Genomic DNA, 25,760 nt, shown 5'->3' with positions numbered 1-25,760 from the left:
AAGCGTCAGGGCACAGCCCTGTCCGTCGTCGGTACTGGCAGCCGCCCTACCGGTCGTGCGCGAAAAATAGTGGGGCGTCGGTACCTGCGTACGGTAGGCGGATGATGGTTCTCGCGAGCAGGACTGCGGTGTTGTCGCCGCCTGTCTTCTTCGTCTGGAAGTCACTAATGCGCCCAGATGTACATCCGAAGAATCAAGGGTTCCCATGGCCCGTGATGTTCGAGGGTCAGCCGCTACCTCGCATTGTCGAGAGCAGCGAGTTCGACCGCGTCGTCTGGAGCTCGCCGTGGCCGAGCCATCCGGACGTCCTGGTGCAGTTCGACCTGACTCCTGAAACCCGGCTGCGCTGGACACTGTTGGCCCACACGCCCGCGCCCGATCAGCAGGCTGTCGAATAGCTCCGCGATCAGGTGAGCCACCTGGTGAACATCGACCTGCGCAACGCGACCGGGCATTGAACCGTCATCGATTGCCGCCGCTCGCTCCGTAGGGATAGCGCTTGCCGACGGCGAACCACAGGATCGGGCCGATGATGGGCAGAACGAATGCAACGAGAACCCATGCCAACTTGGCCACGAACCCCGTGCTCGGGTCACGGACGATCGAAACAACAGCCATAGCGAACAGGGCAAGCGCGATCGCGCTGCCGGCAGAAATCATGGCTCCTAACGTAACTCAATCCGCTTTGCGGACAACGTCGATCAGCCTGTTCGCGAAACTGGTTGCTGTGATGACCAATCCGTTGTTCAGTTGAGGATCCAGCACCGCGCTGCGACCCGCGGCGACAGCGGGGAGGTTCTGCCATGCGGCGATTCCGTCGATCTGGGTCGGATCGGTGGTCTGGTGGAAGATGAACTCCGCATCCGCGATCTGGTTCAGATTCTCGACCGACAGTCGATAGTTCCCCTCCTCGTCCTGGGGGTTGTTCTGCAGCACAGTGAATCCCATATCTGTGGCGACCGCGTTGCCGAGGTAGTTGGTCCACACGATGACGTATCCCTTGGCAACCGGCTCGCTGGTGATGAGGGCGATCCTGCGACCGTTCGTGACCGCGGCCGCGTCGTTGATGGTTCGGTGGTACTCGTCCAGGCGCGGCTGCACTGTGTCGACTAGCCCGATGGCCGAGAACTGGTCGACGGTGTACTGCTCGAAATTCGGTTCGTTGACTTCGACGGGGAGGACCGGTGCGATCTTGGTCAGTTGCTCGTTTCCGTACCAGTCGAGCCGCCATCCGTTGGCGCGCATCACGATGAGATCGGGAGACAGCGCGGCGATCTCCTCTGCCGCTGGGCCGTCGGGCCCGCCGATGACCTCCGTATTTGCGTCCAGCAGTCCGTCGAACTGGCCCGCGGGACGCGCGCCGGGCTGGAAGGTGTTGCCGGTGGCAATGATGGGATATCCGGCCAACAGGGCGAATTCGAGATCCCCTCGCCCCTCCATCACGACCACGCGGGTGGGTCGCGTAGGAACGGTGACATCGAAGCCGTCGCCCGTCATCCGCACAGTCTCCGAGGTCGTGGCTGCCGCATCCTGGCTGCGGGGCGAGCAGGCCGTAGCGAGTGCGGCAGCCCCGGCGAGTACGAAGAACCCACGTCGATCGAGGGTGCGCGAGGACAAGAATCGAGATGACATTGGGATAGGCTACCCTTTGTCTTCTGTTGAGGGCGGTCGGACCTGGTGCGTCGCGAGCTGTGCTGTCAGTACCCTTCGGTGTGAGAAGCACGGTCACGATGCGATGGATCGTGAATCCGTAGGCAGCCGTGCAAGATCGATGGGGTGAGTATGAGCACCGAGGTCAACCCGACACTTCCGTTGGCGTTCGATCTCGCATGGATGGCTGCAGTTGTTCTGTGGCTGGGCCTCGTAGCCGTCGCGTGGGTGTCGATTCTTCGGAGCAACAGGGCTCGTCGGGGATCCGCGTTCTGGTGGTGTCTGCTCGTCTTGCTCATGCCGATCACCGGGGCGCTGATCTGGTTCGTCGCGCGCCCGCGCAACTTCGATACCGATCAGCGGTCGAGTTCGTAGCGCGCCAGCCACAGTCCCGTCAGTACTTCCTGATCCTCGGTGTGGACGAAGCCGAAGGACTCGTACAACCTGCGGGCCGGTGCATTGTCTCGCCCGGTAGCTACCTGTATGCGTTGTCCCACAATCGAATCGATCATCACCTCGACCAACGCTCGTCCGATGCCCTGACGATGTACGTGCGGTGCCACCACCAGGCGGTCGATATCCGACTCGGACCACGCTGCCGCACCTAGGATTTCGTCACCCTGCCGCGCAACGAGCCAGTGGACCTGTGCAGCACACAGATCGTCCACCGACTCGTGCAGCAACGGGATGCGGTCGTCGCCGATCAGTCTCGCTTCGACTGCATACGAACTCTTCTGCACTGCGAGGATCTGCTCGGCGAGGCTCAGATCGGCGGCAGGGTCGACACCGACGATCTCAATAGCGACCACCGGCGGGTGCCGGCAGTGCGTCGAGTGCAGCGAGGTGGTCCGGGCTCAATGTGAGCGAGGCCGCGCCCGCGTTCTCGTCCAGACGCGAGGTGCGTCTGGTCCCGGGAATCGGGACCACGTGCTCACCCTGTGCCAGAACCCACGCCAGGGCCACCTGCGCCGGCGTGGCACCGAGCTCGTCGGCGACGGCCGCGATGGCGTCGACGATCACGAGGTTCGCGTCGAGATTGTCCTGGCTGAAGCGTGGCAGCCGAGCTCGGAAATCATCTGCAGCGGGCACTGTTCCGCGAAAGTTGCCGGTCAGGAAGCCGCGGCCCAGGGGTGAGAACGGCACGAATGCCGCACCGTTGTCTTGCGTCCACTTCAGCGAGGTGGCGAGGTGATCGCGCGTCCACAGGGACAACTCCGACTGCACCGCAGAAATCGGATGCACCTGCTGGGCCCGATCGAGCTGCTCGACGGAGAACTCCGAGACACCCAGTGCCCGAACCTTTCCGGCCTGCACGGCCTCGGCCATCGCGCCGATGCTGTCTTCGACGGCCACCTCGGGATCGGGACGGTGCAGGTAGTACAGATCGATGTGGTCGACACCCAGGCGGCGCAGCGAATCGTCGATCGCCGAACGTAGGTGTTCGGGCTTGCCGTTGGGGCCCGAAATGACCGGCTCTCCGGCGTCGCCGACGTGGGAGACGAGCCCGCCTTTGGTCGCGAGGGTCACCTCGTCACGCCGGTTCCCAATGGCTTTGCCGACGACTTCCTCGTTGGTGAACGGGCCGTACACGTCTGCCGTATCGATGAAGTTCACGCCCAGGTCGAGGGCGTGCCCGATGACGCGATCGGGGGTCTCCGTTCGATCGTCGGCCTTGTATGCCCAGGTCATTCCCATGCAGCCCAAGCCGATGGCACCCACCTCGGGGCCGTCGTTCCAGAGGGTGCGGGTCAGTACTGTGCGTTCGCTCATGTACTCGACCATACGACGGTAAATGCGTTGTCGCTTGGACTCACCGGGCGACTAGCATCGCCGCATGGCTCTTCCGCACTCGAAGGTGTATTTCGGCGATCGCTTGGTGGACGCGCAGGAGGCGACGCTCGGGGTCGCGACCTCGGCCGTCCTGTACGGGCTCAGTGTCTACACGGTGTTCCCCGTGCAGGTGGACGGTGAACGGCGTACGGCCTTCCGGTTGCTCGATCACTATCAGCGACTCGTCGAATCCTGCAAGATCATCGGTATCGACACGTTCGCCTCTCAGTGGACGTTCGAGAGGTTCGTGCAGGCGACGCGCGACGTGGTCGCGGCCAACGCCCCGACGACCGAGGTCTACGTTCGAGCTACCGTCCACGTCGACGAGTCGATCCCCGGGACGCGGGTGCGTGGGCTGCACACCACGGTGTCCATCTTCCTGTACGACGCCAATCCCATTGTCCCGCAGGACGGCATGCGGTTGAAGACAAGTGTCTGGCGTCGAATTCCCGACTATGCCATTCCCTCCCGTGCCAAGGTGAACGGTGCGTACGTCAATTCCGTTCTGGCCAAACAGGATGCAATCGACAGTGGCTTCGACGACTGCATCTTCCTCGACATCAACGGCCATGTCTGCGAACTCAGTGCCGCGAACATCTTCCTCGTGCGGAACGGAGTGCTCGTCACCCCCGACGTCACCAGCGACATTCTCGACGGCATCAACCGTCGGACGATTCTGACCCTGGCGCGCGAAGAAGGGCTGACCGTCCAGGAGCGCACCGTCGATCTCACCGAGCTGTACATCGCCGACGAGGTCTTCGTCTGCGGCACCTCGGCGGGAGTTGCCCCAGTATACGAAATCGATGGTCGCGCAATAGGAACGAAGCAGTCGGGCCCGGTGACGCTTACTCTACGTAAGCGTCACCAGGCCGCGCTCACCAGCGACGAAGTGCACGGCTGGGTGAGTGTGCTGTAACCGCTACGCGGGGCACGTCGAGGTGAGTCCGGCGATCAATGCTTCGGTGGCCGGCTGTTCGAGTGGGTCGGCGGCGGGGTTCGACCCGGCCGTGGTCCAGGCCAGCGATACCTGACGCTGGCCGTCCGGGCTCGAGAACGCGTAGGTGCGGTAGCCGAAGCCGTTGCCGCGGTTGCCGAACACGAGCTCGCCCGAACCCGGGTTGCACGCGTCTCCGCCCAGCAGCAGGCCGAGTCCGTACGTGGATGGCGTCACGACCTGCATCTCGTCGATCAGGTTCTGCGGGATCAGCGTGCCGTCGAACAGCGCTCTGAAGAAGGTGTTCATGTCTGCCACGGTGGAGACCACGGCAGCCCCCGACGACCAGATACTGGCGTCGTACTCGGTGACGTCGGTGTAGGTCCCGTTCTCCAGCACGTAGCCGTGCAACGCGTCGGGGTCGAGCGTGGAATCGGTGGGGTACGTCGAGTCGGCCATCTCCAGCGGATCGAAGATCCTGTCCTGCAACGACTGTCCGATGGACTTGCCATCGAGGTCGGCGATGATCTGTCCGAGCAGGACGTAGTTGGTGTTGGCGTAGCCGAATTCCTGACCGGGCTCACTCGTCCAGGGCATGGACACAGCCCGGTCGATCAGTTCGTCGTCGGTGACGGCATCGGTTGCGCGTGCGGCGATCTGCCCGGCGGAATCGAATCCGGTGAAGTAGTCGGGAACGCCACTGGTGTGATCGAGTAGTTGGCGAACGGTGACCGGCTTGGGTAGTACTCCGGGAAGCAGTTCGTCGACCTGCTGATCGAGCTCGAGCTTCCCCTCGTCCACGAGTTGAAGCACCACGGCAGCAACCATGGCCTTGGTGACGCTGGCGATACGGACCGGATCCTCGGCGGACGCAGCCTCGGTGCCGTCGCGCTCGACGAGACCGGCCGCTCCCGACCACGAATCCTCGCCGTCGCGTACCTGCGCGACAGCGGCGACGGATCCGGCGTCGACCAGGGCGTCCAAGGCTGCCTGGACGTCGTCGGTCTTGATGGTTCCGCTCGAGGGCGTGGTGGTGGTCGGCTCGACGGCGGACGGCTCGTCCGTCGACGAGCATCCACTGACCAGCAGGGATGTCGACACTGTGAGGGCGGCGAGGATTCGTAGCTTGCTCATGTCTTCGACGCTAACGCCGACCCGCGAAGGATTTCAGTGTCAAATGTCAGTGATTTTCGGTGAGTGGGCGCACCGCATCGTTCAGAAGTGGGTCTCGGACGCGGAAAGCCGCGCACCGCGCACGATAGTGAACGGTGAGGTGCGCTTCTCAGTGATCGACCTGGCAGAAGCGGAGGTTGTTCGAGAACGGATCGGTGATCGTCATGGTCGGACCACCCGGTGCGTCATGATCGATTCCGGGTCGGCTGCGAGGGTTGTTCTTCTGCAGCAGTTCGGCATTGAAGGACGTGACGTCCGGGATCGGTATCCACACCGATGTGCCCGGTGTGCCGTCGCCGTAGTGCTGGGAAAGATCCAGGACACACTTCCCGCGCGAAATGCGAACGTACAGCGGTAAATCCGGCTCGAAGCGATGCTCCCACTCGACAGTGAATCCCAGGTAGTCCACGTAGAAGGCGCGCGCTTCGGCGTCGTCGAAGATGCGGAGAATCGGAATGGCCGGGCCGAATGCCTTCATGATGTCGAGTGTGGCATGCCCAGCAGAACTTTCGCCGCAGCTTGTGCTGCAGTGGCGGATTCGGCCAGTTCGGTGATGGCTGCGGTGGTTTGCGCACCTTCGGCGAGCAAGGCAATCTGCAGCCCGACGGTGGGCTCACATCCGGCGTCGACGGCCAATCGGGTGACGTAGTCGATGAAGTTCTTCTTGTGCTGATGCGCGGCGTCGGCGACCTCGGGCATGGTGGCACCGAGTTCGCCGAAGGAGTTGATGAAGGCACACCCGCGGAAGTCGTCCTCACGAAACCAGTGGTCCAGGAAGTCGAAGATCGACAGCAGCTTCTCTCGAGGGGACTCGTGGGCAGCGGCTTCGGCGTGGATCCCGTCGTTCCACTGCTGTGTTCGTCCGCGAAGCACCTCGGCGACGATGGCGGTCTTCGACGGAAACAGTGAGTACATGCGCTTGAGGGAGATACCCGCGCTGCTGCGAAGCTCGTCCATTCCGACGGCCTGGATTCCGCGCGCATAGAACAGTGCATCCGCTGCTCGGATGACGTCGTCGCGTCCGAGTTCGGTACCCATGACCCACCTACCCCTTGCCGAGAGAACCAACGTTCTCTACAGTAGTCCACACGCGGTGAGAACGACCGTTCTCGCCCGTCGAGCTGCAGGACAACAGGAAGGCAGGATCATGGCGTACATCACCGTCGGAACCGAGAACTCCACCCCCGTCGAGGTCTACTACGAGGATCACGGCACCGGTCAGCCGGTCGTGCTCATCCACGGCTACCCCCTCGACGGCAACTCCTGGGAACGTCAGTCACGGGCGCTACTCGACGCCGGCTACCGCGTCATCACCTACGATCGCCGCGGATTCGGCCAGTCGAGCAAGCCGACCGTCGGATACGACTACGACACCTTTGCCTCGGACCTGGACAAGGTGCTCACCGAGCTCGACCTGAGCGATGTCATCCTGGTCGGATTCTCCATGGGCACAGGTGAACTCGCGCGGTACGCGGCGAAGTACGGCACGGATCGCGTCGCGAAGTTCGCGTTCCTCGCCTCGCTCGAGCCGTTCCTGCTGCAGACCGACGACAATCCCACCGGCGTCCCACAGTCGGTGTTCGACGGCATCGACAGTGCCGCGCGGGAGGATCGCTTCGCCTGGTTCGAGAACTTCTACAAGGACTTCTACAACCTCGACGAGAACCTCGGGACCCGCATCAGCGAGGCCGCAGTACGTGCGAGCTGGAACACCGCGACCGGTAGCGCTCCCGTGGCCGCCTATGCCGTCGTGCCCACGTGGCTCGAAGATTTCCGCGGTGATGTGGAGAAGGTGCGCGAATCGGGCAAGCCGACGCTGATCCTGCACGGCACGGCCGACAACATCCTGCCGATCGATTCCACCGGACGTCAGTTCCACAAGGTGTTCCCGGAGGCGACGTACGTCGAGGTCGACGGCGCACCGCACGGACTGCTGTGGACGCACTTCCAGGAAGTGAACGACGCGCTGCTCGCGTTCGTGAAGTAAGAGCAGCAGACGGCGGCAGGCATCCGGGCCTGCCGCCGTTCGTGGGCTAGACCGCGACGACGCCGTCGTGGTCGCTGTAGACGATCTCGCCCGGGTTGAAGGTGACTCCGCCGAAGCTGACCGGCACGTTCTTCTCACCCGATCCGGTTTGCGTGCTCTTGCGCGGGTTCGTTCCCAGTGCCTTGACGCCGATATCCAGTGTGCGCAGGATCGCCGAGTCGCGTACCGCGCCGTTGACGATGACGCCGGCCCATCCGTTGGTGACACCTCGGCCCGCGATGATGTCTCCGACCAGTGCGGTGTGAACGCTTGCATCGCCGTCGACCACCAGAACGCCACCGTTGCCCGGCTCGCTCAGCGTCTGCTTGACCAGGAGATTGTCCTGGAAGCAGCGGATGGTGGTGATGGGCCCCGCGAATTCGGTGTGCTTGCCGAACTGGATGAACTGGGTGTCGCAGCTGCGGATGTCGGGACCGATCTCGTCGGCCAGATCAGCTGTTGCCTTGAATTCCACAGGTGAAGTCATGCGGCACAGACTATCGCTCGCTCGTCAGCCCCGGCCGTGACGCCGTTCGTAGTCGTCGCGAGTGCGGTCGGCCCGGCTCTGCGCCTTGGCGTTGATCAACTGCGGGTCGAGGCCGTGGATCAGCAGACGATGCCGCCGATAGACGTTCATCAGGGCAATCGAGAAGTACACCAGCGGGATGAACAGCAGCGACATCATCGCCAGGGACATCCACAGCGGCCCCGGGATCAGCAGGAACAGCAGCAGTAGCGGGATGACGGGCACGGTGAATCGGGCGATGTAGCGGACCTGGGCGCCGTTGCCCACGAGATCCTTGCGGACCCAGTCCTGCATGGATTCGGGCAGCGTGCGGCCGAACGAATAGCCCAGAAACTGCAGTGGAGTAGGCGTCGTGCGTTCGGTGGTCATCGCGCAATGCTAGTCCCACAAGAGTTGGTACAAGTCACCGTTGACTGCGGTTTATCTCATATGTGACGATAACGTCAGTTGATACGCCGTTGTTCGGACATCGGAAGAGGCTCCTCGGACATGATCGATCGCAGAACCCTGCTCGGCGCGCTGGGTGCCGCAACGATCTCCGGAGTTGCCCTCTCGACGTTGCCGTCTGCGACCGCATCGGCATCGCCCACTCCGGGCGCCGGTGGAGTGATCGACGTCCATTCGCACATGGTTCCCGACTTCTACCTACGTGAGGCCATCGCGTCGGGCATCGTCTTTCCCGACGGTATGCCGAAGTGGCCGAGCTGGTCGGTCGGTGAACACCTGCAGATGATGGACGGTTGCGGCATCGACAGCGCGATCCTGTCCGTCTCGTCACCCGGGGTGCATTTCGGCGACGACGGCAAGGCCGCCGATCTCGCCCGACGCGTCAACGATTTCGGCGCCGGGGTGGTGGCGAGCGAACCCCGACTCGGATTCTTTGCGTCGCTACCGCTGCCGAACGTCGTCGACTCGACGGCCGAGGCCATCCGAGCGCTCGATCGACTCGGTGCCGACGGCGTGACGGTGATGTCCAACGCCGGCGGCATGTACCTGGGCAACGCCGTGCTGACGCCACTGCTTGCGGCGCTGGACGCGCGATCGGCGGTCGTGTTCGTACATCCCACGTCACCGCCGAATGCTGCTGCGGTATCGCTCGGGCGTCCGGCACCGATGATCGAGTTCCTTTTCGACACAGCACGAACCGTCGTCGATCTGATTCTGCTGGGCGTGGTCGATCGATTCCCGAACATTCGCTGGGTGTTCACTCACGGCGGTGGAGTTCTGCCACTGCTGGCGGACCGGGTCGATTTCTTCCGTACCCAGGTGGGCCTGGGGACCCCGACCACGCCGGATGTGCTGCAGCGCTTGTGGTTCGACCTCGCCGGAACTCCTGTCCCGCGGCAGCTGCCCGCGTTGCTGTCGACCGTCGGCCCCGATCGTCTGGTGTACGGCAGCGACTACTGCTTCACGCCGATCGCCGCGGTGCAGGAGCAGCTGCGATCACTCGACGCCGGTGCCGCGAACGGCGGACTCGAGAACTGGCGCGCAGCCACATCCGGCAACGCCCGCCGACTGCTCGATCTCTGAACCGAAAGAGGTGGACACTGCCGATGAAAACGCAAGCACTGCAACCGATCTCCGAGCACTGGGATTGGCAGATGAATGCCGCCTGCCGCTCGATGCCGGTCTCGATGTTCTACCCGCCCCTGGGTCTACGGGGATACTCGCTGCGAAACCTCGAGCGACAGGCGAAGCTCGTGTGCGATCGATGCCCCGTGATCGAGCGCTGCCTGCAACACGCACTCGACTCCGACGAAAGGCACGGAGTCTGGGGTGGATCGACCGCACACGAGCGGTCCGCGATGGTTCGCGTCAGCCCTGACGAGCGGCGTTCGCGACAATGACATCGCGAATGTACTGCGCCAAGCCCGACGCAATGTCGTTGTAGTGCTTGGCGAATCGCTCGTCTGCGATGTACATCTCCGCGAGGTTCACCTGCATCTCGTAACCGCAGTCGTAGTACCGCTCGATGGAAGCCCGATGACGTTCGGCCAGTAACCCGGCCTCGGCGGAATCCGGCGACACGCCCTGCTGCATCGCGGCCGCGAGATCCGCTTCCAGCACATCCGTTTCGGCCTTGACGGCCTTCCAATCGTCCTTGGTGAACGACGCCGTTCGCTGCTGTGACTGCTTCCACTCGTCGGTCTCGCCCCAGCGTTGCTCGGCCTCCTCGGCGTACTCCTCGCCGGGCCAGTTGTCACCGAAGATCTCGCGCTGCTCCTCGGGAGTCAGTTGCATACCCATCTTCTTCGCCTCCATCATCTTGTCCACGGCCGCAGCCATTGCGTGCAAGTGATCGATCCGCTCGTTCAACAACTCTCGTTGCCGACGCAGATGCGCCATGGCATCGGCCGCCGGGTCGTCGAGCAACGCCGCGATGGCGTCGAGCGCAAACCCGAGTTCGCGGTAGGTCAGCACCTGATGCAGCCGTTCGACATCGGCCGACGAGTACGTCCGATAGCCCTTCGGGGTTCTACCCGACGGCACCACCAACGCGATCTCGTCGTAATGATGCAGCGTTCTGACGCTGACACCGACCAACCGTGCGACGGCGCCGACCTGCATGCCGACCTGGACGTCAACCGAACTGTTCGCGGACGAATCACTCACGAAGGACACTGTGCTGCCTCCCGTGGCGTGAGGGTCAAGCCGCGCTGCTGGCCTCCATGGTCGTTCCGCAGGCTCCACTCCTAACGGGTCACGCGTTCGCAACCGGAGGTGGATTCTCCGGCGAGCCGCTGCCCGAGCCAATCGTATGCACCGGGACGGCCGTTGGTCTGCGCCAGCGAATGATCCCCGGGAACCAGTTCGAGGCGAACCGACGCTCCCGCAGCGCACCACTGGTCCTGCACGGCCTCGGCACCTTCCTTGGGAATGAGGAAGTCCTGCAGACCCTGGTAGATGTAGATCGGTGCGTCCGGCTTCGTCTGGCCCATCCGGTTCTCTTCGACGACGGCCTTGGTGATCGGGTGGTCGAAGACATCGGGCACGTTGGAGAGGTTTCGCTGGTCCAGCAGCAACAGTCCCGAATACGACAACACATCGACGCATTGATCCTTCTGCGCCAAGGCCAGTCGCTTTCCGTTGTCGTTGGCGAGCTCCCGCATCTCCGGGTACTCCCTGGACAACCCGATCGTCGCCGCAGTGAACAGACCGGAACCGATCTGGCCGTTCAATGAGGTCTGCAGAATCTTGTAATCGGTGGGCGGCCCACCGAACGCGACACCGGCGATGTTCAACTCGGGCGCGTACTCGGGAGCCAACTGCGCGGCCCAACCGGAGGCGATGGCACCGCCGGAGTAACCGGTGATGCCGATCGGAGCGTCCGCAGCCACTCCTGCACTCTGGGATGCGCGTAAGCCGTCGAGCACGGTGTGTCCGGAGACGAGGCCGGCCGAATAGGCCTGCCGAGGACCCTGGTAATCGGTGACGACCACCGTGTAGCCGCGGTCGAGCAGGATCCGGACCTGGTCGATTTCCTTGTTGTTGCCGCGCGGCAGGGTGTACGACGGCGCGCACTGGTTACCGAGCGAGTCCGTTGCCTCGTTGTACGCGATGACGGGACGATCTCCGGCTCCGGTCCAGGGCGCGGTGGGCGTCAGGACCGTCGTCGCCGCTGCGATGGGTCGGTTCTTGGAGTCGGTCGAGCGGAAGAGCAACTGCACGGACGACGCCTGGGGAGTCACCGCGACATCTCGACGGTTCAGCACCGTGCCGGGCTGCAGGTTCTCGAATCCGGCCGGCGGATCGAACCATGGATCACCGAGAGAGGTGGGGAGATACGTATCCGGATCGCTCGGCGGAGCGATGAAATCCTGCAGAGGATCGGCCTGGGCCGACCCTACGAACGACAGCATCAATGCTGCGGCTCCGGCCAGAACGAGTGCCTTGCGCATGTGTTTCCCACCCTGTTGCTCCGTACGCCCCGACGTCCGGTAGACCACGGACCATCGTGCCATACGGTGGCGCGATTTCGGGTCTGTGAACTGAGCCAGCGAGCAGGTAGGTTGTCTGTTACTCAGAACACTACTCACCAGTAGGGACACGTCCATGCCAGCACCGTCCGCCTCGACCTTCTCCCGGCTCGCCGATCTCATCGCCATCCCCGACGCCGAATCGCGGCCGACGAAGACCATCACCGAGGTGTTCACCGGCAAGGAGCTGGCGACCATCCCGGTCGGCACCGCTGCCGACGCGACCGCCGCGATCGCCCGCGTTCGCTCAGCTCAGGTGGCATGGGCCAAGCGTCCCGTGTCCGAGCGCGCCGAGATCTTCCACCGCTACCGCGACCTGGTGCTCGCCCACCGCGACGAGCTGATGGACATGGCGCAGGCCGAGACGGGCAAGTCCCGCGCCGCTGCCCTCGAAGAGGTTCTCGACATCTCGATGACCGCGCGGCACTACGCGCGCACCGCCGCGAAGCTGCTGGCCCCGAAGAAGGTCACTGGCATGCTGCCCGTGCTGACCAAGACCCGGATCCGGTACCAGCCCAAGGGCGTCGTCGGAATCATCTCCCCGTGGAACTACCCGATGACCCTCGCGGTGTCCGACGCCATCCCGGCACTGCTGGCAGGCAACGGCGTCGTGCTCAAGCCGGACAGCCAGACGCCCTACTGCGCGCTCGCCTGCGTCGAACTGCTCTACAAGGCAGGTCTGCCCCGTGACCTGTTCGCCGTGGTTCCCGGCCCGGGTTCGGTGGTGGGAACAGCCATCGTCGAGAACACCGAGTACGTCATGTTCACCGGCTCCACCGCCACCGGTCAGCTCCTGGCCGAGCAGGCCGGGCGTCGACTCATCGGATTCTCCGCCGAGCTCGGCGGCAAGAACGCGATGATCGTCGCCAAGGGTGCCAACCTCAGGGAAGTGTCCGACGCGGCCGTGCGGGCCTGCTTCTCCAACTCCGGCCAGCTCTGCATCTCCATCGAACGTATCTACGTCGAGAAGTCGATCGCCGCGGAGTTCACCGAGAAGTTCGGTCAGCGGGTGCGCAACATGAGCCTCGGAGCCGACTACGAATTCGGCATCGAGATGGGCAGCCTCATCTCCGAGGACCAGATCAAGACCGTCTCGGCCCACGTCGACGACGCCAAGGTCAAGGGCGCGACCGTCGTCGCAGGCGGCAAGGCCCGCCCCGACATCGGCCCGCTGTTCTACGAGCCGACGCTGCTGGCCAACGTCACCGAGGACATGGAATGCGCGGCAACCGAGACCTTCGGGCCGCTGGTGTCGATCTACCCCGTCGCCGACGTCGACGAGGCCATCGAGAAGGCCAACGACACCGAGTACGGACTCAACGCCAGTGTGTGGGCCAAGACCAAGGCGCAGGGCGAAGCCATTGCAGCACGGCTGCATTCGGGCACCGTCAACGTCGACGAGGGCTACGCACCGACGTGGGGCACCACCGGCGCTCCGATGGGCGGCATGGGCGTGTCCGGTGTCGGACGCAGGCACGGCACCGAGGGCCTGCTCAAGTACACGGAGTCGCAGACCATCGCGACGACGCGTCTGCTCAATCTCGGTGGGCCGCGCGGACTTCCGCCGAAGCTGTGGGCAAAGATCATGCCGCCCTTCGTCAAGGCGCTCAAGTACATACCGGGTCGGTAAGTAACGTCGACGACGGGGGAGGGGCTATCTCGCTCGTAGGACCGAGATGCTCAGTGCCCTGGTGTAGATCGAGTCGGTGTAGATCGAGTCGGCTTCGACTCGATCGAACATCGGCCACGACTGCCGATCGATTCCCTCGTCGTCGAACGCCGCAACGGGTATGTCCCACACGGTGGATCCGGTTCTGACGTCGATTCCGCGCAGCACTTCCGGTCCGAACAGGGTGGCCACGTCACCGTCGAGCGCGCCGACCTCCGCGAAGGTTCCCGATTCGCGACTCCACAGCGTGTTCCCGGTGTCGAGGTCGAGCGCGGATTCGGTGGCGGTGTCGTTGTTGCGCAGCAGTGCCACCGAACCCGTGATGGCGTAGGCCAGTCCGTGCGTGGACAGGAATGCCGCGGCGGGGGCGCTGATGTCCGACGGAACAGCCCAGGCCAGACTCTCGTCGGTCCACACGGGATCGGGATTCGACGGCCGATAGCCGCCCGTCCCGAGCAGTATCGGGCTCTCCTCGGCGGGGGAATCGAACGTCGGTTGCTGCAGGGTCACGGAATCCGTTGCAGCGAGCACGGTTCCGTCGGTGTCGACGATCTCCGAACCCACGATCGTGTTGGGGTCCGAGCAGTCGGTCCGCACCACCCGCACTGCGCCGTCGCGCGCGGCGATGCCCGAACGAGCGCAGTCGGGAATCGTTCTGGACCACAGGTTGTCGCCAGTGTCGAGGTCGAAGGCGAACACTCCTCGGCCGTCGTCGAACAGTCCGATTCCGTTCTCGGTGTGCAGCGTGGACGCGAACGGTGCACCCGGCGAGGCCCTGGAATCGAACTGCACCGACCAGTCCGCGTCGAGGGCGTCCGCCGTGCCGCGTGACACCGTCGCCCTGGCACCCTCGCGCACCGCCCGGGAGGCGTACACGTGGCCGTCCGCGGTGGTCAGACTCGTGATCGGAAAGGTTGCGTCCCGACTACTGGACTCCCCGGATTCGGCGTCGACAGTGAGGATTTCGGATGTCGTGCCGGTGTTGCCGCGGTAGCAGACGATCTGCCCGTCGACGAATTCCTCACCGCAACCCACAACATCGTCCGCGGGGGTGCGCCAGAGCACCGAGCCGTCCGCGATGCTCAATCCCACCAGGGTCGCGTCGACGAACTCTCTGCCGTCGAGACGGCCGACGAGCGTGACGACCGTCGACCCGTCGGAGATGGAACCGGACTCCATCGAATCGGTGGCGCTGCCGTGGACGGGATCGCGAAATTGACCACCTTCGATACCGACGTCCGAGGGCGTGAGGGACCATCCGAGACCGGGAGCAGATCCTGTTGCACCGTCGACGGGGGTGCCGGCCGTCGGCTGCCGCTCCTCGGATGTGCACGACGCGCAGACCAGCGTTGCTGCCAGGACCGCGGCGGCGGAGATCCGGAGACGACGTGTCACGAAGGATTCTCCCGCCTGTGCAGAACCGAAAGAAGGTGGCCGGTCCGTTCTTCGAAGCATAGAGAACGAAAATTCCCCGCACTCCCTGTGGGGGTGCGGGGAACTGCCGTGACGCGTGGCCTGGTCGACGCTGGGCCTAGTTGACGCTCTGTCCGTTCAGGCCGGCGTGTGCGTAGTGATTGCGACTGTCGGGAATGTGGTTGTCTCCCAACACTCGAGCAATCTGCTGCTCACTGAGTCCGAGGCGACGGAGCCGCTCGCACACTGCATCGAAATCGAGCATCTTCGCGTCGAGTTCCTGCTGCAGTTCGATCACCTCGGCGCGGATGGCCTCGGCCTCGTCCAGTGCGGCCAACGTGTCCTTCGGCTCGGGCAACAGCAGAGCGAGCAGTCGATCACGAGCATCGGTGCTCAGGCCCTCGAAGGGACGTTGACCCGGCTGAGCCTCGTGCCGACCCTCGGCGCGACGATCGGTGTCGTACTCGGCGGAGACGTAATCCTGAGTGGCACCGAAGGACGGAATCTCGGCGAGCTGATCCTGCGGCTCGTCCTTCGGTCCCTGTGCGGGGGCCGACGCGATGTCGATCGTCTGGCGCAGTGGGCGATTCGGAATGAAGACGACTGCGATCAGCGTGACGATCGCGACGAAGCCGGCGATCATGAAGATGCGACCGGTTGCGTCACCGTATGCGGTGCGGACGACTTCGAGGACCGGAGCGGGCAGTGAGGTGAGATCGAGTGATCCACCGCCGCCCGACGAGCTGTCGACGCCGAGCTGGGCCAGGCCGGCTGCGGACTTGTCGGCCACCCGGGTTGCCAGCAGCGATCCGAGAACGGAGACACCGATCGCGCCGCCGAAGGTACGGAAGAACGCAACCGTCGACGATGCCGCACCGACGTTCTGCACACTGACCGTGTTCTGCACTGCGAGAACGAGATTCTGCATCAGCATGCCGGTACCGAGGCCGACGATGGTGATGAAGATGCCGACCGTCACCAGGCTGGTGGCGTGATCGATGGTGCCCAGAAGCAGGAATCCGATCACCAGCAGGATGGATCCGGTGACGATGAACGGCTTCCACTTACCGAACTTGGTGATGAGCTGACCGGAGCCGACGGAGGCGACGAGCATGCCGAACACCAGTGGGATGGACAGCAATCCGGCTTCGGTCGGGGTGTAGCCGCGAGCGGTCTGGAAGTACTGGCCGAGGAAGGTGGTGGCTCCGAAGAGGCCGACACCGACGGCGATGGAGGCGACGATGGCCAGGCCGGTCGTGCGCTCGGTGACGATCTTGAGCGGGATGATCGGCGACTTGTGCCGAGCCTCGACGATGATCGTCAGAACCAGCAGCAGAACTCCGCCGCCCACCAGGTAGGCAGTCTCGCGGGAGAGCCAGGCGTAGTAGTCGGCCTTGCCTGCGAACGACACCCACACGAGGAGAACGGAAACGCCCGCGGTGAGCAGGAGTGCACCGAGCCAGTCGATGGAGACGTTGTCCTTGCGGACGGTCTTGATGTGCAGGGTCTTCTGCAGCAGGCCGAGAGCGACAACCGCCAGCGGCACGCAGACGAAGAAGCACCAGCGCCAGCCGAGGGGGCTGTCGACGATGACGCCGCCCAGGATCGGGCCACCGGACATCGACACGGCCATGACGGCACCGGTGTAGCCGGAGTAGCGGCCGCGATCACGCGGGGAGACGATGGTGCCGATGATGGCGATGACGAGAGCCGTCAGGCCACCCATACCGATGCCCTGCACCACGCGTGCGGCGAGGAGAACAGGCACGTTGTGTGCGAAGCCGGCGATCAACGAGCCCGCGACGAAAATGACGATCGCGCTCTGGACCAGCACCTTCTTGTTGAACAGGTCGGCGAGCTTGCCCCAGATGGGCGTGGACGCGGCATTGGCCAGCAGGGCCGTGGTGATGACCCAGGCGTACGCGGTCTGCGAACCCTTCAGATCACCGATGATGGTGGGCAGTGCCGTCGAGACGATCGTGGTGCTCAGCAGCGCGGTGAACAGCGCGGCCAGCAGGCCGGTGAGGGCCTCGAGGATCTGGCGATGCGACATCGCGTCGGGATCGACGACTGCCTGATTGGGCGGAGTTTCCGCGCTAGGGGATGTTGTCATGTTCTATCTCGCAATCAATTCAATGCGGGCCACGTCCTGGTGCTGAGCGTGGGCGTCTTCGGTGAAGGTGTCGTTCAGTTTGCGGATCGAGTCGAGTGCTTCGAGTGCCTCGGACTCGCTCCAGCCGCTCAGCATTTCTGCCAGGCGGCGTGCGCGTCTGTCCCAAATTTGCTTCAGTCGAACCTGACCGAGGTCCGACACACAGACCCGCGACGCACGTTTGTCGTCGGGATCCGGATGTCGATCGATGTAGCCGAGGTCGACGAGATCTGCGATCTGCCGGCTGAGGGCGGACTGACTGACGCAGAGCCTGCTGGCCAGGTCGGTCTGTCTGCATTCGCCCTCGGTCGCCAGGATGGCCAGAACTCCGGTCAGGGCCTGCGGTAGGGGTGAATCCTCGACTCCGGTGGTCACGGCCCGCTTCAGCGTGCGCCCGAAGAGAAATACCTCTTCGACCAACGACTCCGCTGTCGTGGATTGAACTGCCATGAGTGCTCCAACGATGAGGGTGATTTACTTGCTGTCTGCAACCATATATATACATACATGCGCTAAGCAAATAATATTCCTGTCTCGTGGGTCACAGGGTTGAAGTCGAATCGCGGATCGGCTCCTCGGATATGGATTTGGGCCTCCGATCGCAGTCGGAAATCCGAATCTGGGGAGCCGATCCGCGGTCGAGGGAGGCGGCCGACGTGGACGCGGCGTACCGGGCAGCGATGGACGCCGAACTCGAGATCGTCTACGAGATCAGCAACGAGGAGTGGGGCGTCCGCCGATTCTTCTTCCGCGATGCAGGCGGCAATGTGGTGAACGTGCTTGCTCACATGTGAGATCAGTGGGGGTGCAGCAGGTTCCCTTGTAGAACACCTCGAACTGTGCGGGTGGCCACGATGATCCAGGCGGCGAGCAGTAGGACGTACAGGGCAACGGCCAGAGCCTGCACCGCACCGAAGTTCAGCGCATGACCCAGTGCAGTCGCTCCGGTGACGCAGGTCCCGATGGGGAACGTGAACGACCACCACGTCAGCGAGAACCCCAAGTTTCTGCGTGCCGCGTGCACGGTCAGAGCAGTCGCGAGCGCGAACATCAGCATTCCGAAGCCGCCCATGATCAGCCCGTAGCCGATGCCGAACACGTGTAGCCCGACGGCGATCGACGACTGTGCGCCGGTGAACACCATCGATGCGTCGGTGCCCAGCAGGTTGGCCGCCGTGATCGACTGACCGATCAACCCCAACGTGATCCACACGGTCGGAGCCGCGTCGACGGGCGGCAGTCCGCCGTGCAACAGACGTCCGTAGATCAGAGTCAGCGTGATCATCCCGACGATCAGCGACAGCCCGAACATCGCATAGCAGGCGCACAGCAGCGCCAGCCGCCACTGGCCTTCGGGTAGGTGCGGAAGCAGCAACGCCCCGGTCGACGCCGACACCATCGGCGGGACGACGGGCATCAGCCACGCGGGCAGGGCTGCGACGTCGCGATGATCGGACGCGGTGATCATCCGAAACGGAACGACGACGCTGGTGAGCAGACCGGCAATCGTCCCGGCGATCCACAGGCCCGCGAACAGCGTGGTGGCCGCAGTCGGTCCGAGCAGATCCGCTCCGAGCAGACCTGCGCCCGCGCCGACGGTGAGCATCGCCATGGGCGGAGCGCCGTAGAACTGCACCATCACCGGGTGCCGGGCATAGGCGACGGCCCGGTCGCGGTGCCCGGTCCAGTGCATCACGAAGGCCGCACCGATCACGACCAGCGCCGCGGCGGCACAGGCCCAGACAGCGACCGCGAAGACGTGCAGAGCCGGGAATTGCACCGGCAACGTCGCGGCCGCGGTGGCCACGATGCCGGTCCCCATCACCGCGGCGAACCAGTTGGGGGTGATGTGCTCGAGGGGTCGGCGGTGCGAAAGGTGCTCGGTCGAGATGGCGGCGTGGTCGGTCACGGTCATGTCTTCAGCCTGCGCGGCACCGTGCCCGGCCGGTAGGCGTCAGTTCGTCCACCAGGCATAACCCAGGGTTATGGCTGAAGTCGGGTCTTCGCCGCCACTGTGAGCAACTCCGCGGCCGGTCCACTCGGCGCGCGACCGGACGGCCAGATCGCCCGCAGCTCACGACGCAGAGTCAATCCTGGGATCGGTACGCGAACCAGGGTTCCCGCGGCCAGCTCGGGGGCGACGGCCAGTGAGCTCAGTACGGCCCCACCGATGCCTGCCCCGACAGCGGACTTGATCGCCGTCGTCGAGGAGACCTCGAGGAGCGGCGACATCGGCTGTCCGAGACCCGCTGCGGCCACAGCGCTTTCGTAGGCCGAGCGCGTTCCCGACCCCGCCTCCCGCGTCACCAGTGCTGTGGCGACGATCTCGGTGGCCGACGGCGGAGTGGATGCCCAGGAGTGATCCGGTGCCACCACGAGCACCAGCTCGTCGGTGGCCACTGTCCGGTGGTCCAGTGCCGCAGGCACATCGGGACTTTCGATGAAGCCGAGGTCGGCGGCGCCCGCAAGCACCTTCTCGGCGACCACCGTCGAATTACCCGAACTCAGCGTCGGAACGATGTGCGGGACGAGCGTGTGCAGCGTGACCAGCCAGCGCGGCAGAAGATACTCTGCGACAGTCTGACTCGCGGCGATCTGCACATGGCCGATGCGTTCGGCGTGCAATGTGGCGATCGCCGTCGCCAAGTCCTCGGCGGACCGAACGACCGGCGCGGCCCAGCTCGCGACGAGCTCACCGAGGTCGGTCAGTACCGTTCCTCGCGCTCCGCGCCGCAGCAGCGGAGCGCCGACGCGTCTCTCCAGCGCACGGATGCGCGCACTGGCCGCCGGCTGCGACATTCCGTGAGCTCTACCCGCTCGCCCGATGCTGCCGAGCTCGGCGACCGACAGCAGCAGGTCGATGCTGGTGAGATCGGCAACGTGAGGGGGAAGCGGCACAGGGCGAGCCTACTTTCGTCAGTACTCGCCGAACAGGTCCAGCTCGCCCTCGGGCTCGGCGTCCGGGTCAGGGTCGCTTTCGGTATCGATATCGGAGTCGCGCTCGTGCAGCACCGAACCCACCAACGCGGTGACGTCGATCGCGGCGGGATCGGGGATCGGATGCCCCTCGACGAAAGCGAGTCGCTCGGCCGACAGGTAGGCCAGGCGCACGGCCTGGACCACGAGGACGCGTCGTAGCCCCTCGGAGACCTCGCCGCGTTCGCGAGTGACAGCTGCCAACCGTGAGATGGTTTCGGCGCGGCGTGCGATGCGGATATCGGGATGTCCGCGCTCGCGGCGGGTCTGCTCGGAGATCAGCGACCGACGCAGTGACGCAGGGAGTGCGATGGGCTCCGAGACCGGCGGAATCTTCTCGTTGAGGATCGCCTTGTGCCGCGACTTGTCGATGGCCTCGAGGTATGCCGTGTACTCGTGAGCATTCAGATCACGCTCGGCGGCGCGGAATTGCTCTGCGCCGTCGGACTTCTTGAGGTCCTCGTACTGCCACAGCGGCCAGATCTCGATCTCCGCGACCTCGAAGACGTCGAGCACCCGCATCGCGACGGCGTCGGTTCGCTGGTTGGTCAGATGACGCTGCACCCGGACGCTGAGCTTCTCCTTGGTCTGCCCCACGTAGATCGGCTCACCGTCGTAATCGTAGAACGCATACACGCCCCACTTGGCCGCCGACCACATCCGGCCCCGATCGTCCTTCTCGCTCAGCACTTCTCGCAGCGCGGTGCGAAAGGACTGCACGTCGTCCGCGGGAAGAGTGCTCTTGCGCGGCGCGACGGCAGACGACCGCAGCGAGGACTTACCGTGACTGGACATGTGCCGCAGCAGAATTGAAAGATCCGCTGACCAGTGGCATCAGGTAGTGCTCGGCGAGCCACGCGACCACGGGAACGCACACGGCATCACCGAAACCGAAGAGCGCCTGGTTGTTTCGCAGACCGTCGAGTGTGTACTCGCCGGCACCCATCAGGCGAGCGTATTCGAGTGGCGTCATCCACCGCACCTGCAACCGGCCGTTGCCCATCTTGACCACCGCTTGCTTGGACGAACCGCCGCGGGCGGTACGGAGGCAACCGGAGATGTCGTCGGGGCGCGCCTCCCACACGGCGACGCCGTTGCGGGTGCGACGGTAGGCGGTGCGGTAGCTGACCTTGCGAGCCCTCTTCAGAATTTCGATGCGCTGCAACTGAATCGGCGACAACGACTGCACGAACGCCGCGGTTCGGGCTGCATCCCACCACCGCTCGTCGCGGTAGTCCATGCGCTCGACCACATCACCGAGACCACTGGTCAGCGGAATCGGTGGACTCGGCAGCGGAGCCCGATGCGTCAGCAACGTCGAATCGCCGTACACCGCCTGCAACCAATCCGGTCGAAGCTCACTGTTGGGATCGCGGGCATCCTCGGGGGGATTCTGCGCCCCGATGAGGAACAGCCGTGGACGTGACTGCGGAACGAAGCGTCGAGCATCGATGGTGAGGACATCGACCGAGTAGCCGAGCTCGTTGAGCTCCCGGACCGCTGCGGCCAGATCGTCTCCACCGTGACTCGTCGCCAGCCCGACGACGTTCTCGAGCGCGACCACCTGGGGCCGAGCATCACCGAGCTCGCTCAGGACCCGAGTGAAATGCCGGAACGTAGAGGAGTTCTTGCCCGCAAGCCCGGCCCGGCCGCCGGCCAACGACAAGTCGGTGCAGGGAAACGACGCCCACGCCAACGACAGCCCCTCGGGCAGATCGTCTCCTCGAGTGCGAGCGACATCACCGAGTTGGAAATGGCCTGCGTCGTCGCCGAAGTGCTGGCGATACATGTGATGCTTGTCGCGCTCGATGTCGTTGGCCCACGAGACCTCGAAACCGGCCTGCTCCAAGCCCATTCGCACCAGGCCGATACCGGCGAAGAACTCCGCGACAGTGTGGATCCGACCGAGCGCAGGTGCCGAAGAACCACCCGGCACCACAGTCAACTTCGGCATGCACCCAGGCTAGTACAGAGTGCCGACAAGGTTTCGGCTACTGCCGGCTCACGCAGTGGTCGCCAGCGCCGCAGCCAAGCCGAACGCCACCGCCAGCAGGCAGACGTGCGCCGCCGCACGTCCCACCGACTGCTCCACCGTGGATCGGTGTGCGGACACGGTGGGCAACCACGTCCCACGGATCCGGTGAGCCGACGCGATCAGGATGACCGTGACGAGGACCTTGGCGAGAACGATTCGGCCGTAACCGGTCTCGATCACGGCACTGAGGTCGCCCAGCTTCAGGACCGCGTCCAGCACCCCGGTGGTGGCTACTCCGACGACGCACCAGAACGCGACTCGCGAATAGACCGGCAACAGCGTCGCCCACGCCGATTTGCTCCGCAGACTCAGCGCCATCGCACCCAGAACACCGAGCCACACCGACGCGCACACCACATGCACGGCAACGGCGAAGGACCCGAATGCGAACTGCGACATGTGCCCGGTGATCGGCCGAGCGACCAGGGCAAGGGACGCCAGCACGATCACCGGAATCGGAGACCAGCTCGCCCCCAGCCGATACCCGGCCACGCCGATGGCACACAGAGCGAGCGTCAGGACCACCGTCGCAGAACCAAGACGGCCCACGGAGATCGAGGTGGCGAACGTGGTGAAAGCGCTCGGCGACAACGTCAGTGGCGTACGCCCGGCGGAATCGGCCGCCGCCGCGACCAGCAGAACGAACTCGGCCACCGCCCACAGTCCCGACAGATAGCCGATCGCGCGCCACATCACCAGTGAGTCGACGGCGGGGCGTCGGGAATCGGAATTGCCGTCCAGGACAGCGAGAACCCCGAACCCCAACACCACCGAGCCCGACGCCACCGCGATCACCCGTAGCCACGACGACCCACCGGGAAAGGTGGGGTACGCCAGCGCGAACGCTGCCGCGACCCCCAGCAACGTTGCAGCTGCGGCGGCGAGTACCAGCCGAACGCTTCTCTCGCCCACCGCAGCCACGTCGGTGCTACTTCCCGGTCTTCGTCTTGTTCGGGGCTTTCGGCTTACGCAGGGCGAATCCCAATGCCCCGGCGAAGGCCAGGACCGCCACTGCGATCAGCGCGATGTTCCCGTAGCCGCCGAGGAACGAGCCCTCGGACTCCTCGGAAGTTCCCGACGCGTCGGCCGGTGCCCCCGGAGTTCCCGACCCTTCCTGCGTCAGCGTGAATGTCGCGGTACCGCTCACGGGATGCCCGTCGGCCGAGGTGATGCGATACGCGAGGGTGTACTCGCCGATCGGCCCCAATTCACCGACGTCGACGACGACGCTCTGGCCTTCGATGCGGGCGTCGCCCTTCGACCAGATGTTGCCGTCGGGCCCGACGACGTTGAGCGTGGCGAACTGCGACTGGGGCACCTCGTTGAACGACACGGATGCCGTCGCCGGAGACGAGTCCAGGGAGGAGCCGTCGGCCGGGCTGTATCCGGTGACCTGCGAGTGCGCCGACGCGATCGGTGCGGCGACCAACAGCATCAGCAGTGCTGCGACCGAGACGACCAGCGCCTTCGTGGACAGGACGAGCGACCTCATGAGCGCCGCGCCCGGACCGTCGCACCGATGCCCAGACCTGCGCCGACGGCTCCGAGTACGAGTCCGACGCCGGCGAGCCAGCGGGCGGTGTTGTCCTCCGAAGACGCCGACGCCTCGGTGGTGGCGGTGGTCTCGGTATGGGCGCTGCCGTGCCCATCGCCGCTCGCCGCGGCGAGAGTCAGAGTGGGAGCGGGCAGTTCGGGCTCGCTACCGTCCTCGGTCATCGGCTCGTTCCAGTCGACGACCTCACCGTCGGTGTAGGTCTGGGTGGCCGGGAACGAGACGGTCTCCTGCTCGGGCAGCGGGCCCGCCGAGAGCAGGAACTGCTGGAACTGGCCCGGTCCGACCTCGGAACCGGGGTTCGCCGTCCACGTCACCGACACCGCGAGATCGGCGGAGTCCTTCTCGACGGTGGACGTCCAGCCCGGAATGGGCTGTGTACGAGCTGAATTGAGGCCGGGGAGGGTCACCTTGACCGAACTGGTCGAGGCGGTATCGGACTCGGTGGGAACACGGAACGTCAGCACCGAGTAGCCGCCCTGCGCGGCGTCGGGAGCGGAGACGACGACGTGAGCGGACGCGGCACCTGCGCCGATCAGCAACGCGCCGACGGTGGCTCCTGAGACGAACAGGGCACGGGAAAGAGAGCTCTTCATGGATTGGGTCATTTCTGTGCAGAGATGTGCGGAAAGGGATGTCGGTCAGTACGCCGACACCGGGGGCCCGCGACGAGAGATGACCCAGTCGAGAGCGGCACCGTCTACCGAGGGAACCGCGACGGACATGGACACGCGACCGACGGCGGAACCGTCGGGCAGGGGAGTGAGGAGCGCGAGAACCGCTCGGACGATGGACGTGATCGGGCCGTAGAGGCGCTCGGCCGCGGCGATGGTCAGACCGGCGACGACCGAGGCGGCCGCGTGGAAGGCGATCATCGCTGTGCTGGGCAACAGCGAGTGTGCGTGCATGTCGGCCGTACCGCCGAGGCTCAGCGCGATGTGGGCGACGAGTTGGCCTGCCAGCAGGGCCGGGAGCAACAGAACGGTCGAACGTCTGGGCAGGGCCGTCATGGCACCGATACCGATGCCGACGAGGATCAGCAGGGCCAGTGCGGAACCGGCGGGCCAACCGCCGCCTGCCATGCCGTGTGCGGCCACCGCGAGTGTCGCGGTGACGATACCGACAGCTCCGCCGCGAAGCGGTGCGGCTGAGCTGTCGGTCATCGGTTGTGCAGGGGTCAGCGCACGCCGAGACGGGCGAGCAGGTCGGCCTCGATGCCGTCGAGCTCGGCGGAGATCGCGGCGTGTGCGGTCTTGCGGCGAGCGGGCGGCATCTGCTCGGACGCGCGGACAGCGGTGGTCAGATCGTCCAGACGCTCGCTGATCGCGGCGCCGAAGCTCTTGGTCTCGGGATCGGAGTGGCGCGCACCGATGGTGTCGAGCGACTTCTCGGCACCGGCGATGCGGGCGCTGAGCTTGCCGCCGTGGCCGGTGTACTCGCTGAGCTGGTCGGGAGCGACCCCGAGCTGCTGCGCCTTGCGGCTGTCCAGCTGCGCGCGCACAACCGTCGCACCGCGGTAGAGGATGGGGGCCAGCACCGGAATCAGCAGCCGAGCGATGCCGAGGTACTTGCGAATCTGGGCCACGCTGAGCGTTCCCTGCACCGCAGCCTTCTGCTGCGCCTTCAGAGCAGATACCTGGGCCTTCTCGACGTTCTTCTGCGACTTCGCCTCCACCGCGCTGAGCTTGCGCTGTGCCTTGGCGATCGACTTCAACTGCTTGCGCTCGTTCTTCGCGCCCAGCTTCGCTTCGAGTGTTGCCTTGTGCTTGAGCGCCTTGGCCTCTGCCTTGCGAGTGGCTCGACCCTTACGCTTGCGGAACAAACCCATCGAAAAGGCTCCTGACGTG

General features: G+C 64.9%; 31 protein-coding genes. 8 read left to right on the top strand and 23 right to left on the bottom strand.

Annotation, left to right across the window (positions count from 1 at the left end; all coding sequences use genetic code 11):
* Positions 1–101 precede the first annotated feature (101 nt).
* A complete protein-coding gene (locus CH302_RS29605; protein ID WP_052047249.1) occupies positions 102–398 on the top strand; it encodes a hypothetical protein in 297 nt (98 codons plus the stop codon).
* Positions 399–462: 64 nt separating this feature from the next.
* On the opposite strand, the gene CH302_RS11795 is transcribed toward CH302_RS29605, so the two are convergent.
* On the bottom strand, positions 463–660 hold the full coding sequence (locus CH302_RS11795; protein WP_037186654.1) for a PLD nuclease N-terminal domain-containing protein: 198 nt from the start codon (positions 658–660) through the stop codon (positions 463–465).
* Between the two features lie 15 nt (positions 661–675).
* Positions 676–1,632 carry an ABC transporter substrate-binding protein gene (locus CH302_RS11790; protein ID WP_052047248.1) on the bottom strand — a complete coding sequence of 319 codons (957 nt, stop codon included), beginning with the start codon at positions 1,630–1,632 and terminating at the stop codon, positions 676–678.
* 150 nt (positions 1,633–1,782) lie between these two features.
* Between CH302_RS11790 and CH302_RS11785 the strand changes: the two genes are divergently transcribed.
* Positions 1,783–2,025: a PLDc N-terminal domain-containing protein gene (locus tag CH302_RS11785; RefSeq protein WP_037186652.1), complete on the top strand. Its 243-nt coding sequence runs from the start codon at positions 1,783–1,785 to the stop codon at positions 2,023–2,025.
* On the opposite strand, the gene CH302_RS11780 is transcribed toward CH302_RS11785, so the two are convergent.
* Both CH302_RS11780 and CH302_RS11775 read right to left on the bottom strand, forming a co-directional pair.
* Complete coding sequence (locus CH302_RS11780) at positions 2,007–2,459, bottom strand: GNAT family N-acetyltransferase (protein ID WP_052047247.1); 453 nt, start codon at positions 2,457–2,459, stop codon at positions 2,007–2,009. The genes CH302_RS11785 and CH302_RS11780 overlap by 19 nt on opposite strands.
* The gene (locus tag CH302_RS11775; RefSeq protein ID WP_037188549.1) at positions 2,446–3,420 is read right to left on the bottom strand and encodes an aldo/keto reductase; all 975 of its coding nucleotides are present in this window, start codon (positions 3,418–3,420) and stop codon (positions 2,446–2,448) included. Before CH302_RS11775 ends, CH302_RS11780 begins: the two co-directional genes overlap by 14 nt.
* Before the next feature lie 64 nt (positions 3,421–3,484).
* Between CH302_RS11775 and CH302_RS11770 the strand changes: the two genes are divergently transcribed.
* Complete coding sequence (locus tag CH302_RS11770) at positions 3,485–4,396, top strand: aminotransferase class IV (protein ID WP_037186649.1); 912 nt, start codon at positions 3,485–3,487, stop codon at positions 4,394–4,396.
* A gap of 3 nt (positions 4,397–4,399) precedes the next feature.
* Here the strand turns inward: CH302_RS11770 and CH302_RS11765 are convergent, their stop codons facing one another.
* The 3 genes from CH302_RS11765 to CH302_RS11755 all read right to left on the bottom strand — a co-directional run bounded on the left by CH302_RS11765 (position 4,400) and on the right by CH302_RS11755 (position 6,625).
* Complete coding sequence (locus CH302_RS11765) at positions 4,400–5,548, bottom strand: serine hydrolase domain-containing protein (protein ID WP_037186647.1); 1,149 nt, start codon at positions 5,546–5,548, stop codon at positions 4,400–4,402.
* A 148-nt stretch (positions 5,549–5,696) separates the two neighbouring features.
* Entirely contained in the window at positions 5,697–6,065 is a 369-nt protein-coding gene (locus CH302_RS11760; RefSeq protein ID WP_037186645.1) for a glyoxalase superfamily protein, read from the bottom strand.
* A complete protein-coding gene (locus CH302_RS11755; protein WP_037186643.1) occupies positions 6,062–6,625 on the bottom strand; it encodes a TetR/AcrR family transcriptional regulator in 564 nt (187 codons plus the stop codon). The genes CH302_RS11760 and CH302_RS11755 overlap by 4 nt, the downstream gene beginning before the upstream one ends.
* 109 nt (positions 6,626–6,734) lie before the next feature.
* Here CH302_RS11755 and CH302_RS11750 point away from each other — a divergent pair, with 109 nt between their 5' ends.
* Positions 6,735–7,574, top strand: a complete 840-nt coding sequence (locus CH302_RS11750) for an alpha/beta fold hydrolase (protein WP_037186641.1) — start codon at positions 6,735–6,737, stop codon at positions 7,572–7,574.
* Positions 7,575–7,620: 46 nt separating this feature from the next.
* Here CH302_RS11750 and rraA read toward each other — a convergent pair whose 3' ends face one another.
* Both rraA and CH302_RS11740 read right to left on the bottom strand, forming a co-directional pair.
* Positions 7,621–8,100 carry a ribonuclease E activity regulator RraA gene (gene rraA / locus CH302_RS11745; protein WP_037186639.1) on the bottom strand — a complete coding sequence of 160 codons (480 nt, stop codon included), beginning with the start codon at positions 8,098–8,100 and terminating at the stop codon, positions 7,621–7,623.
* A gap of 24 nt (positions 8,101–8,124) precedes the next feature.
* The gene (locus tag CH302_RS11740) at positions 8,125–8,508 is read right to left on the bottom strand and encodes a DUF5313 family protein (RefSeq protein WP_037186637.1); all 384 of its coding nucleotides are present in this window, start codon (positions 8,506–8,508) and stop codon (positions 8,125–8,127) included.
* Positions 8,509–8,628: 120 nt separating this feature from the next.
* Between CH302_RS11740 and CH302_RS11735 the strand changes: the two genes are divergently transcribed.
* The gene (locus tag CH302_RS11735; protein ID WP_230596120.1) at positions 8,629–9,669 is read left to right on the top strand and encodes an amidohydrolase family protein; all 1,041 of its coding nucleotides are present in this window, start codon (positions 8,629–8,631) and stop codon (positions 9,667–9,669) included.
* A gap of 23 nt (positions 9,670–9,692) precedes the next feature.
* On the top strand, positions 9,693–9,986 hold the full coding sequence (locus CH302_RS11730) for a WhiB family transcriptional regulator (protein WP_037186635.1): 294 nt from the start codon (positions 9,693–9,695) through the stop codon (positions 9,984–9,986).
* On the opposite strand, the gene CH302_RS11725 is transcribed toward CH302_RS11730, so the two are convergent.
* Together CH302_RS11725 and CH302_RS11720 are read right to left on the bottom strand one after the other, a co-directional pair.
* A complete protein-coding gene (locus tag CH302_RS11725; RefSeq protein WP_037188546.1) occupies positions 9,955–10,707 on the bottom strand; it encodes a MerR family transcriptional regulator in 753 nt (250 codons plus the stop codon). The genes CH302_RS11730 and CH302_RS11725 overlap by 32 nt on opposite strands.
* 125 nt (positions 10,708–10,832) lie before the next feature.
* Entirely contained in the window at positions 10,833–12,038 is a 1,206-nt protein-coding gene (locus CH302_RS11720; RefSeq protein ID WP_037186633.1) for a lipase family protein, read from the bottom strand.
* 115 nt (positions 12,039–12,153) lie between these two features.
* Here CH302_RS11720 and CH302_RS11715 point away from each other — a divergent pair, with 115 nt between their 5' ends.
* Positions 12,154–13,746 carry a succinic semialdehyde dehydrogenase gene (locus CH302_RS11715; RefSeq protein ID WP_255138067.1) on the top strand — a complete coding sequence of 531 codons (1,593 nt, stop codon included), beginning with the start codon at positions 12,154–12,156 and terminating at the stop codon, positions 13,744–13,746.
* 24 nt (positions 13,747–13,770) lie between these two features.
* Here the strand turns inward: CH302_RS11715 and CH302_RS11710 are convergent, their stop codons facing one another.
* The 3 genes from CH302_RS11710 to CH302_RS11700 all read right to left on the bottom strand — a co-directional run bounded on the left by CH302_RS11710 (position 13,771) and on the right by CH302_RS11700 (position 17,800).
* On the bottom strand, positions 13,771–15,180 hold the full coding sequence (locus tag CH302_RS11710; protein ID WP_037186626.1) for an outer membrane protein assembly factor BamB family protein: 1,410 nt from the start codon (positions 15,178–15,180) through the stop codon (positions 13,771–13,773).
* A gap of 136 nt (positions 15,181–15,316) precedes the next feature.
* Positions 15,317–17,251 carry an MDR family MFS transporter gene (locus CH302_RS11705; RefSeq protein WP_052047246.1) on the bottom strand — a complete coding sequence of 645 codons (1,935 nt, stop codon included), beginning with the start codon at positions 17,249–17,251 and terminating at the stop codon, positions 15,317–15,319.
* A gap of 63 nt (positions 17,252–17,314) precedes the next feature.
* Positions 17,315–17,800, bottom strand: coding sequence for a MarR family winged helix-turn-helix transcriptional regulator (locus CH302_RS11700; protein ID WP_037186621.1), 486 nt, complete (start codon positions 17,798–17,800; stop codon positions 17,315–17,317).
* Positions 17,801–17,931: 131 nt separating this feature from the next.
* Here CH302_RS11700 and CH302_RS11695 point away from each other — a divergent pair, with 131 nt between their 5' ends.
* A complete protein-coding gene (locus tag CH302_RS11695; protein WP_052047245.1) occupies positions 17,932–18,144 on the top strand; it encodes a VOC family protein in 213 nt (70 codons plus the stop codon).
* Between the two features lie 2 nt (positions 18,145–18,146).
* Here the strand turns inward: CH302_RS11695 and CH302_RS11690 are convergent, their stop codons facing one another.
* The 9 genes from CH302_RS11690 to CH302_RS11650 all read right to left on the bottom strand — a co-directional run bounded on the left by CH302_RS11690 (position 18,147) and on the right by CH302_RS11650 (position 25,741).
* Positions 18,147–19,265, bottom strand: coding sequence for a TDT family transporter (locus tag CH302_RS11690; RefSeq protein WP_037186618.1), 1,119 nt, complete (start codon positions 19,263–19,265; stop codon positions 18,147–18,149).
* A 68-nt stretch (positions 19,266–19,333) separates the two neighbouring features.
* On the bottom strand, positions 19,334–20,248 hold the full coding sequence (locus CH302_RS11685) for a LysR family transcriptional regulator (RefSeq protein WP_037186617.1): 915 nt from the start codon (positions 20,246–20,248) through the stop codon (positions 19,334–19,336).
* 18 nt (positions 20,249–20,266) lie between these two features.
* Entirely contained in the window at positions 20,267–21,121 is an 855-nt protein-coding gene (locus CH302_RS11680; protein ID WP_052047244.1) for a GIY-YIG nuclease family protein, read from the bottom strand.
* Complete coding sequence (locus tag CH302_RS11675; RefSeq protein ID WP_230596119.1) at positions 21,105–22,280, bottom strand: DNA cytosine methyltransferase; 1,176 nt, start codon at positions 22,278–22,280, stop codon at positions 21,105–21,107. Before CH302_RS11675 ends, CH302_RS11680 begins: the two co-directional genes overlap by 17 nt.
* Positions 22,281–22,328: 48 nt before the next feature.
* Positions 22,329–23,282, bottom strand: a complete 954-nt coding sequence (locus CH302_RS11670; RefSeq protein WP_052047243.1) for a CopD family protein — start codon at positions 23,280–23,282, stop codon at positions 22,329–22,331.
* A 7-nt stretch (positions 23,283–23,289) separates the two neighbouring features.
* Entirely contained in the window at positions 23,290–23,853 is a 564-nt protein-coding gene (gene mprA / locus CH302_RS11665) for an MprA protease, GlyGly-CTERM protein-sorting domain-containing form (protein ID WP_037186615.1), read from the bottom strand.
* Positions 23,850–24,509: a YcnI family copper-binding membrane protein gene (locus CH302_RS11660; RefSeq protein ID WP_037188534.1), complete on the bottom strand. Its 660-nt coding sequence runs from the start codon at positions 24,507–24,509 to the stop codon at positions 23,850–23,852. The genes mprA and CH302_RS11660 overlap by 4 nt, the downstream gene beginning before the upstream one ends.
* 45 nt (positions 24,510–24,554) lie before the next feature.
* Positions 24,555–25,076: a hypothetical protein gene (locus tag CH302_RS11655; protein ID WP_037186613.1), complete on the bottom strand. Its 522-nt coding sequence runs from the start codon at positions 25,074–25,076 to the stop codon at positions 24,555–24,557.
* Between the two features lie 14 nt (positions 25,077–25,090).
* On the bottom strand, positions 25,091–25,741 hold the full coding sequence (locus tag CH302_RS11650) for a DUF6474 family protein (protein WP_037186611.1): 651 nt from the start codon (positions 25,739–25,741) through the stop codon (positions 25,091–25,093).
* Positions 25,742–25,760 lie beyond the last annotated feature (19 nt).

It is taken from the genome of Rhodococcus sp. 15-2388-1-1a, assembly GCF_002259145.1.
GTDB lineage: Bacteria > Actinomycetota > Actinomycetes > Mycobacteriales > Mycobacteriaceae > Rhodococcoides.
Note: the sequence above shows the minus strand (reverse complement) of the source record. Positions and strands in the feature narration are given on the sequence as shown.

Bases quoted from the DNA above. Each gene is read 5' to 3' on its own strand.
- CH302_RS29605 (WP_052047249.1), top strand. From the start codon at position 102: ATGATGGTTCTCGCGAGCAGGACTGCGGTGTTGTCGCCGCCTGTCTTC.
- CH302_RS11795 (WP_037186654.1), bottom strand. From the start codon at position 660: ATGATTTCTGCCGGCAGCGCGATCGCGCTTGCCCTGTTCGCTATGGCT.
- CH302_RS11790 (WP_052047248.1), bottom strand. From the start codon at position 1,632: ATGTCATCTCGATTCTTGTCCTCGCGCACCCTCGATCGACGTGGGTTC.
- CH302_RS11785 (WP_037186652.1), top strand. From the start codon at position 1,783: ATGAGCACCGAGGTCAACCCGACACTTCCGTTGGCGTTCGATCTCGCA.
- CH302_RS11775 (WP_037188549.1), bottom strand. From the start codon at position 3,420: ATGAGCGAACGCACAGTACTGACCCGCACCCTCTGGAACGACGGCCCC.
- CH302_RS11770 (WP_037186649.1), top strand. From the start codon at position 3,485: ATGGCTCTTCCGCACTCGAAGGTGTATTTCGGCGATCGCTTGGTGGAC.
- CH302_RS11765 (WP_037186647.1), bottom strand. From the start codon at position 5,548: ATGAGCAAGCTACGAATCCTCGCCGCCCTCACAGTGTCGACATCCCTG.
- CH302_RS11760 (WP_037186645.1), bottom strand. From the start codon at position 6,065: ATGAAGGCATTCGGCCCGGCCATTCCGATTCTCCGCATCTTCGACGAC.
- CH302_RS11755 (WP_037186643.1), bottom strand. From the start codon at position 6,625: ATGGGTACCGAACTCGGACGCGACGACGTCATCCGAGCAGCGGATGCA.
- CH302_RS11750 (WP_037186641.1), top strand. From the start codon at position 6,735: ATGGCGTACATCACCGTCGGAACCGAGAACTCCACCCCCGTCGAGGTC.
- rraA (WP_037186639.1), bottom strand. From the start codon at position 8,100: ATGACTTCACCTGTGGAATTCAAGGCAACAGCTGATCTGGCCGACGAG.
- CH302_RS11740 (WP_037186637.1), bottom strand. From the start codon at position 8,508: ATGACCACCGAACGCACGACGCCTACTCCACTGCAGTTTCTGGGCTAT.
- CH302_RS11735 (WP_230596120.1), top strand. From the start codon at position 8,629: ATGATCGATCGCAGAACCCTGCTCGGCGCGCTGGGTGCCGCAACGATC.
- CH302_RS11730 (WP_037186635.1), top strand. From the start codon at position 9,693: ATGAAAACGCAAGCACTGCAACCGATCTCCGAGCACTGGGATTGGCAG.
- CH302_RS11725 (WP_037188546.1), bottom strand. From the start codon at position 10,707: ATGCAGGTCGGCGCCGTCGCACGGTTGGTCGGTGTCAGCGTCAGAACG.
- CH302_RS11720 (WP_037186633.1), bottom strand. From the start codon at position 12,038: ATGCGCAAGGCACTCGTTCTGGCCGGAGCCGCAGCATTGATGCTGTCG.
- CH302_RS11705 (WP_052047246.1), bottom strand. From the start codon at position 17,251: ATGTCGCATCGCCAGATCCTCGAGGCCCTCACCGGCCTGCTGGCCGCG.
- CH302_RS11700 (WP_037186621.1), bottom strand. From the start codon at position 17,800: ATGGCAGTTCAATCCACGACAGCGGAGTCGTTGGTCGAAGAGGTATTT.
- CH302_RS11695 (WP_052047245.1), top strand. From the start codon at position 17,932: ATGGATTTGGGCCTCCGATCGCAGTCGGAAATCCGAATCTGGGGAGCC.
- CH302_RS11690 (WP_037186618.1), bottom strand. From the start codon at position 19,265: ATGACCGTGACCGACCACGCCGCCATCTCGACCGAGCACCTTTCGCAC.
- CH302_RS11680 (WP_052047244.1), bottom strand. From the start codon at position 21,121: ATGTCCAGTCACGGTAAGTCCTCGCTGCGGTCGTCTGCCGTCGCGCCG.
- CH302_RS11675 (WP_230596119.1), bottom strand. From the start codon at position 22,280: ATGCCGAAGTTGACTGTGGTGCCGGGTGGTTCTTCGGCACCTGCGCTC.
- mprA (WP_037186615.1), bottom strand. From the start codon at position 23,853: ATGAGGTCGCTCGTCCTGTCCACGAAGGCGCTGGTCGTCTCGGTCGCA.
- CH302_RS11660 (WP_037188534.1), bottom strand. From the start codon at position 24,509: ATGAAGAGCTCTCTTTCCCGTGCCCTGTTCGTCTCAGGAGCCACCGTC.
- CH302_RS11655 (WP_037186613.1), bottom strand. From the start codon at position 25,076: ATGACCGACAGCTCAGCCGCACCGCTTCGCGGCGGAGCTGTCGGTATC.
- CH302_RS11650 (WP_037186611.1), bottom strand. From the start codon at position 25,741: ATGGGTTTGTTCCGCAAGCGTAAGGGTCGAGCCACTCGCAAGGCAGAG.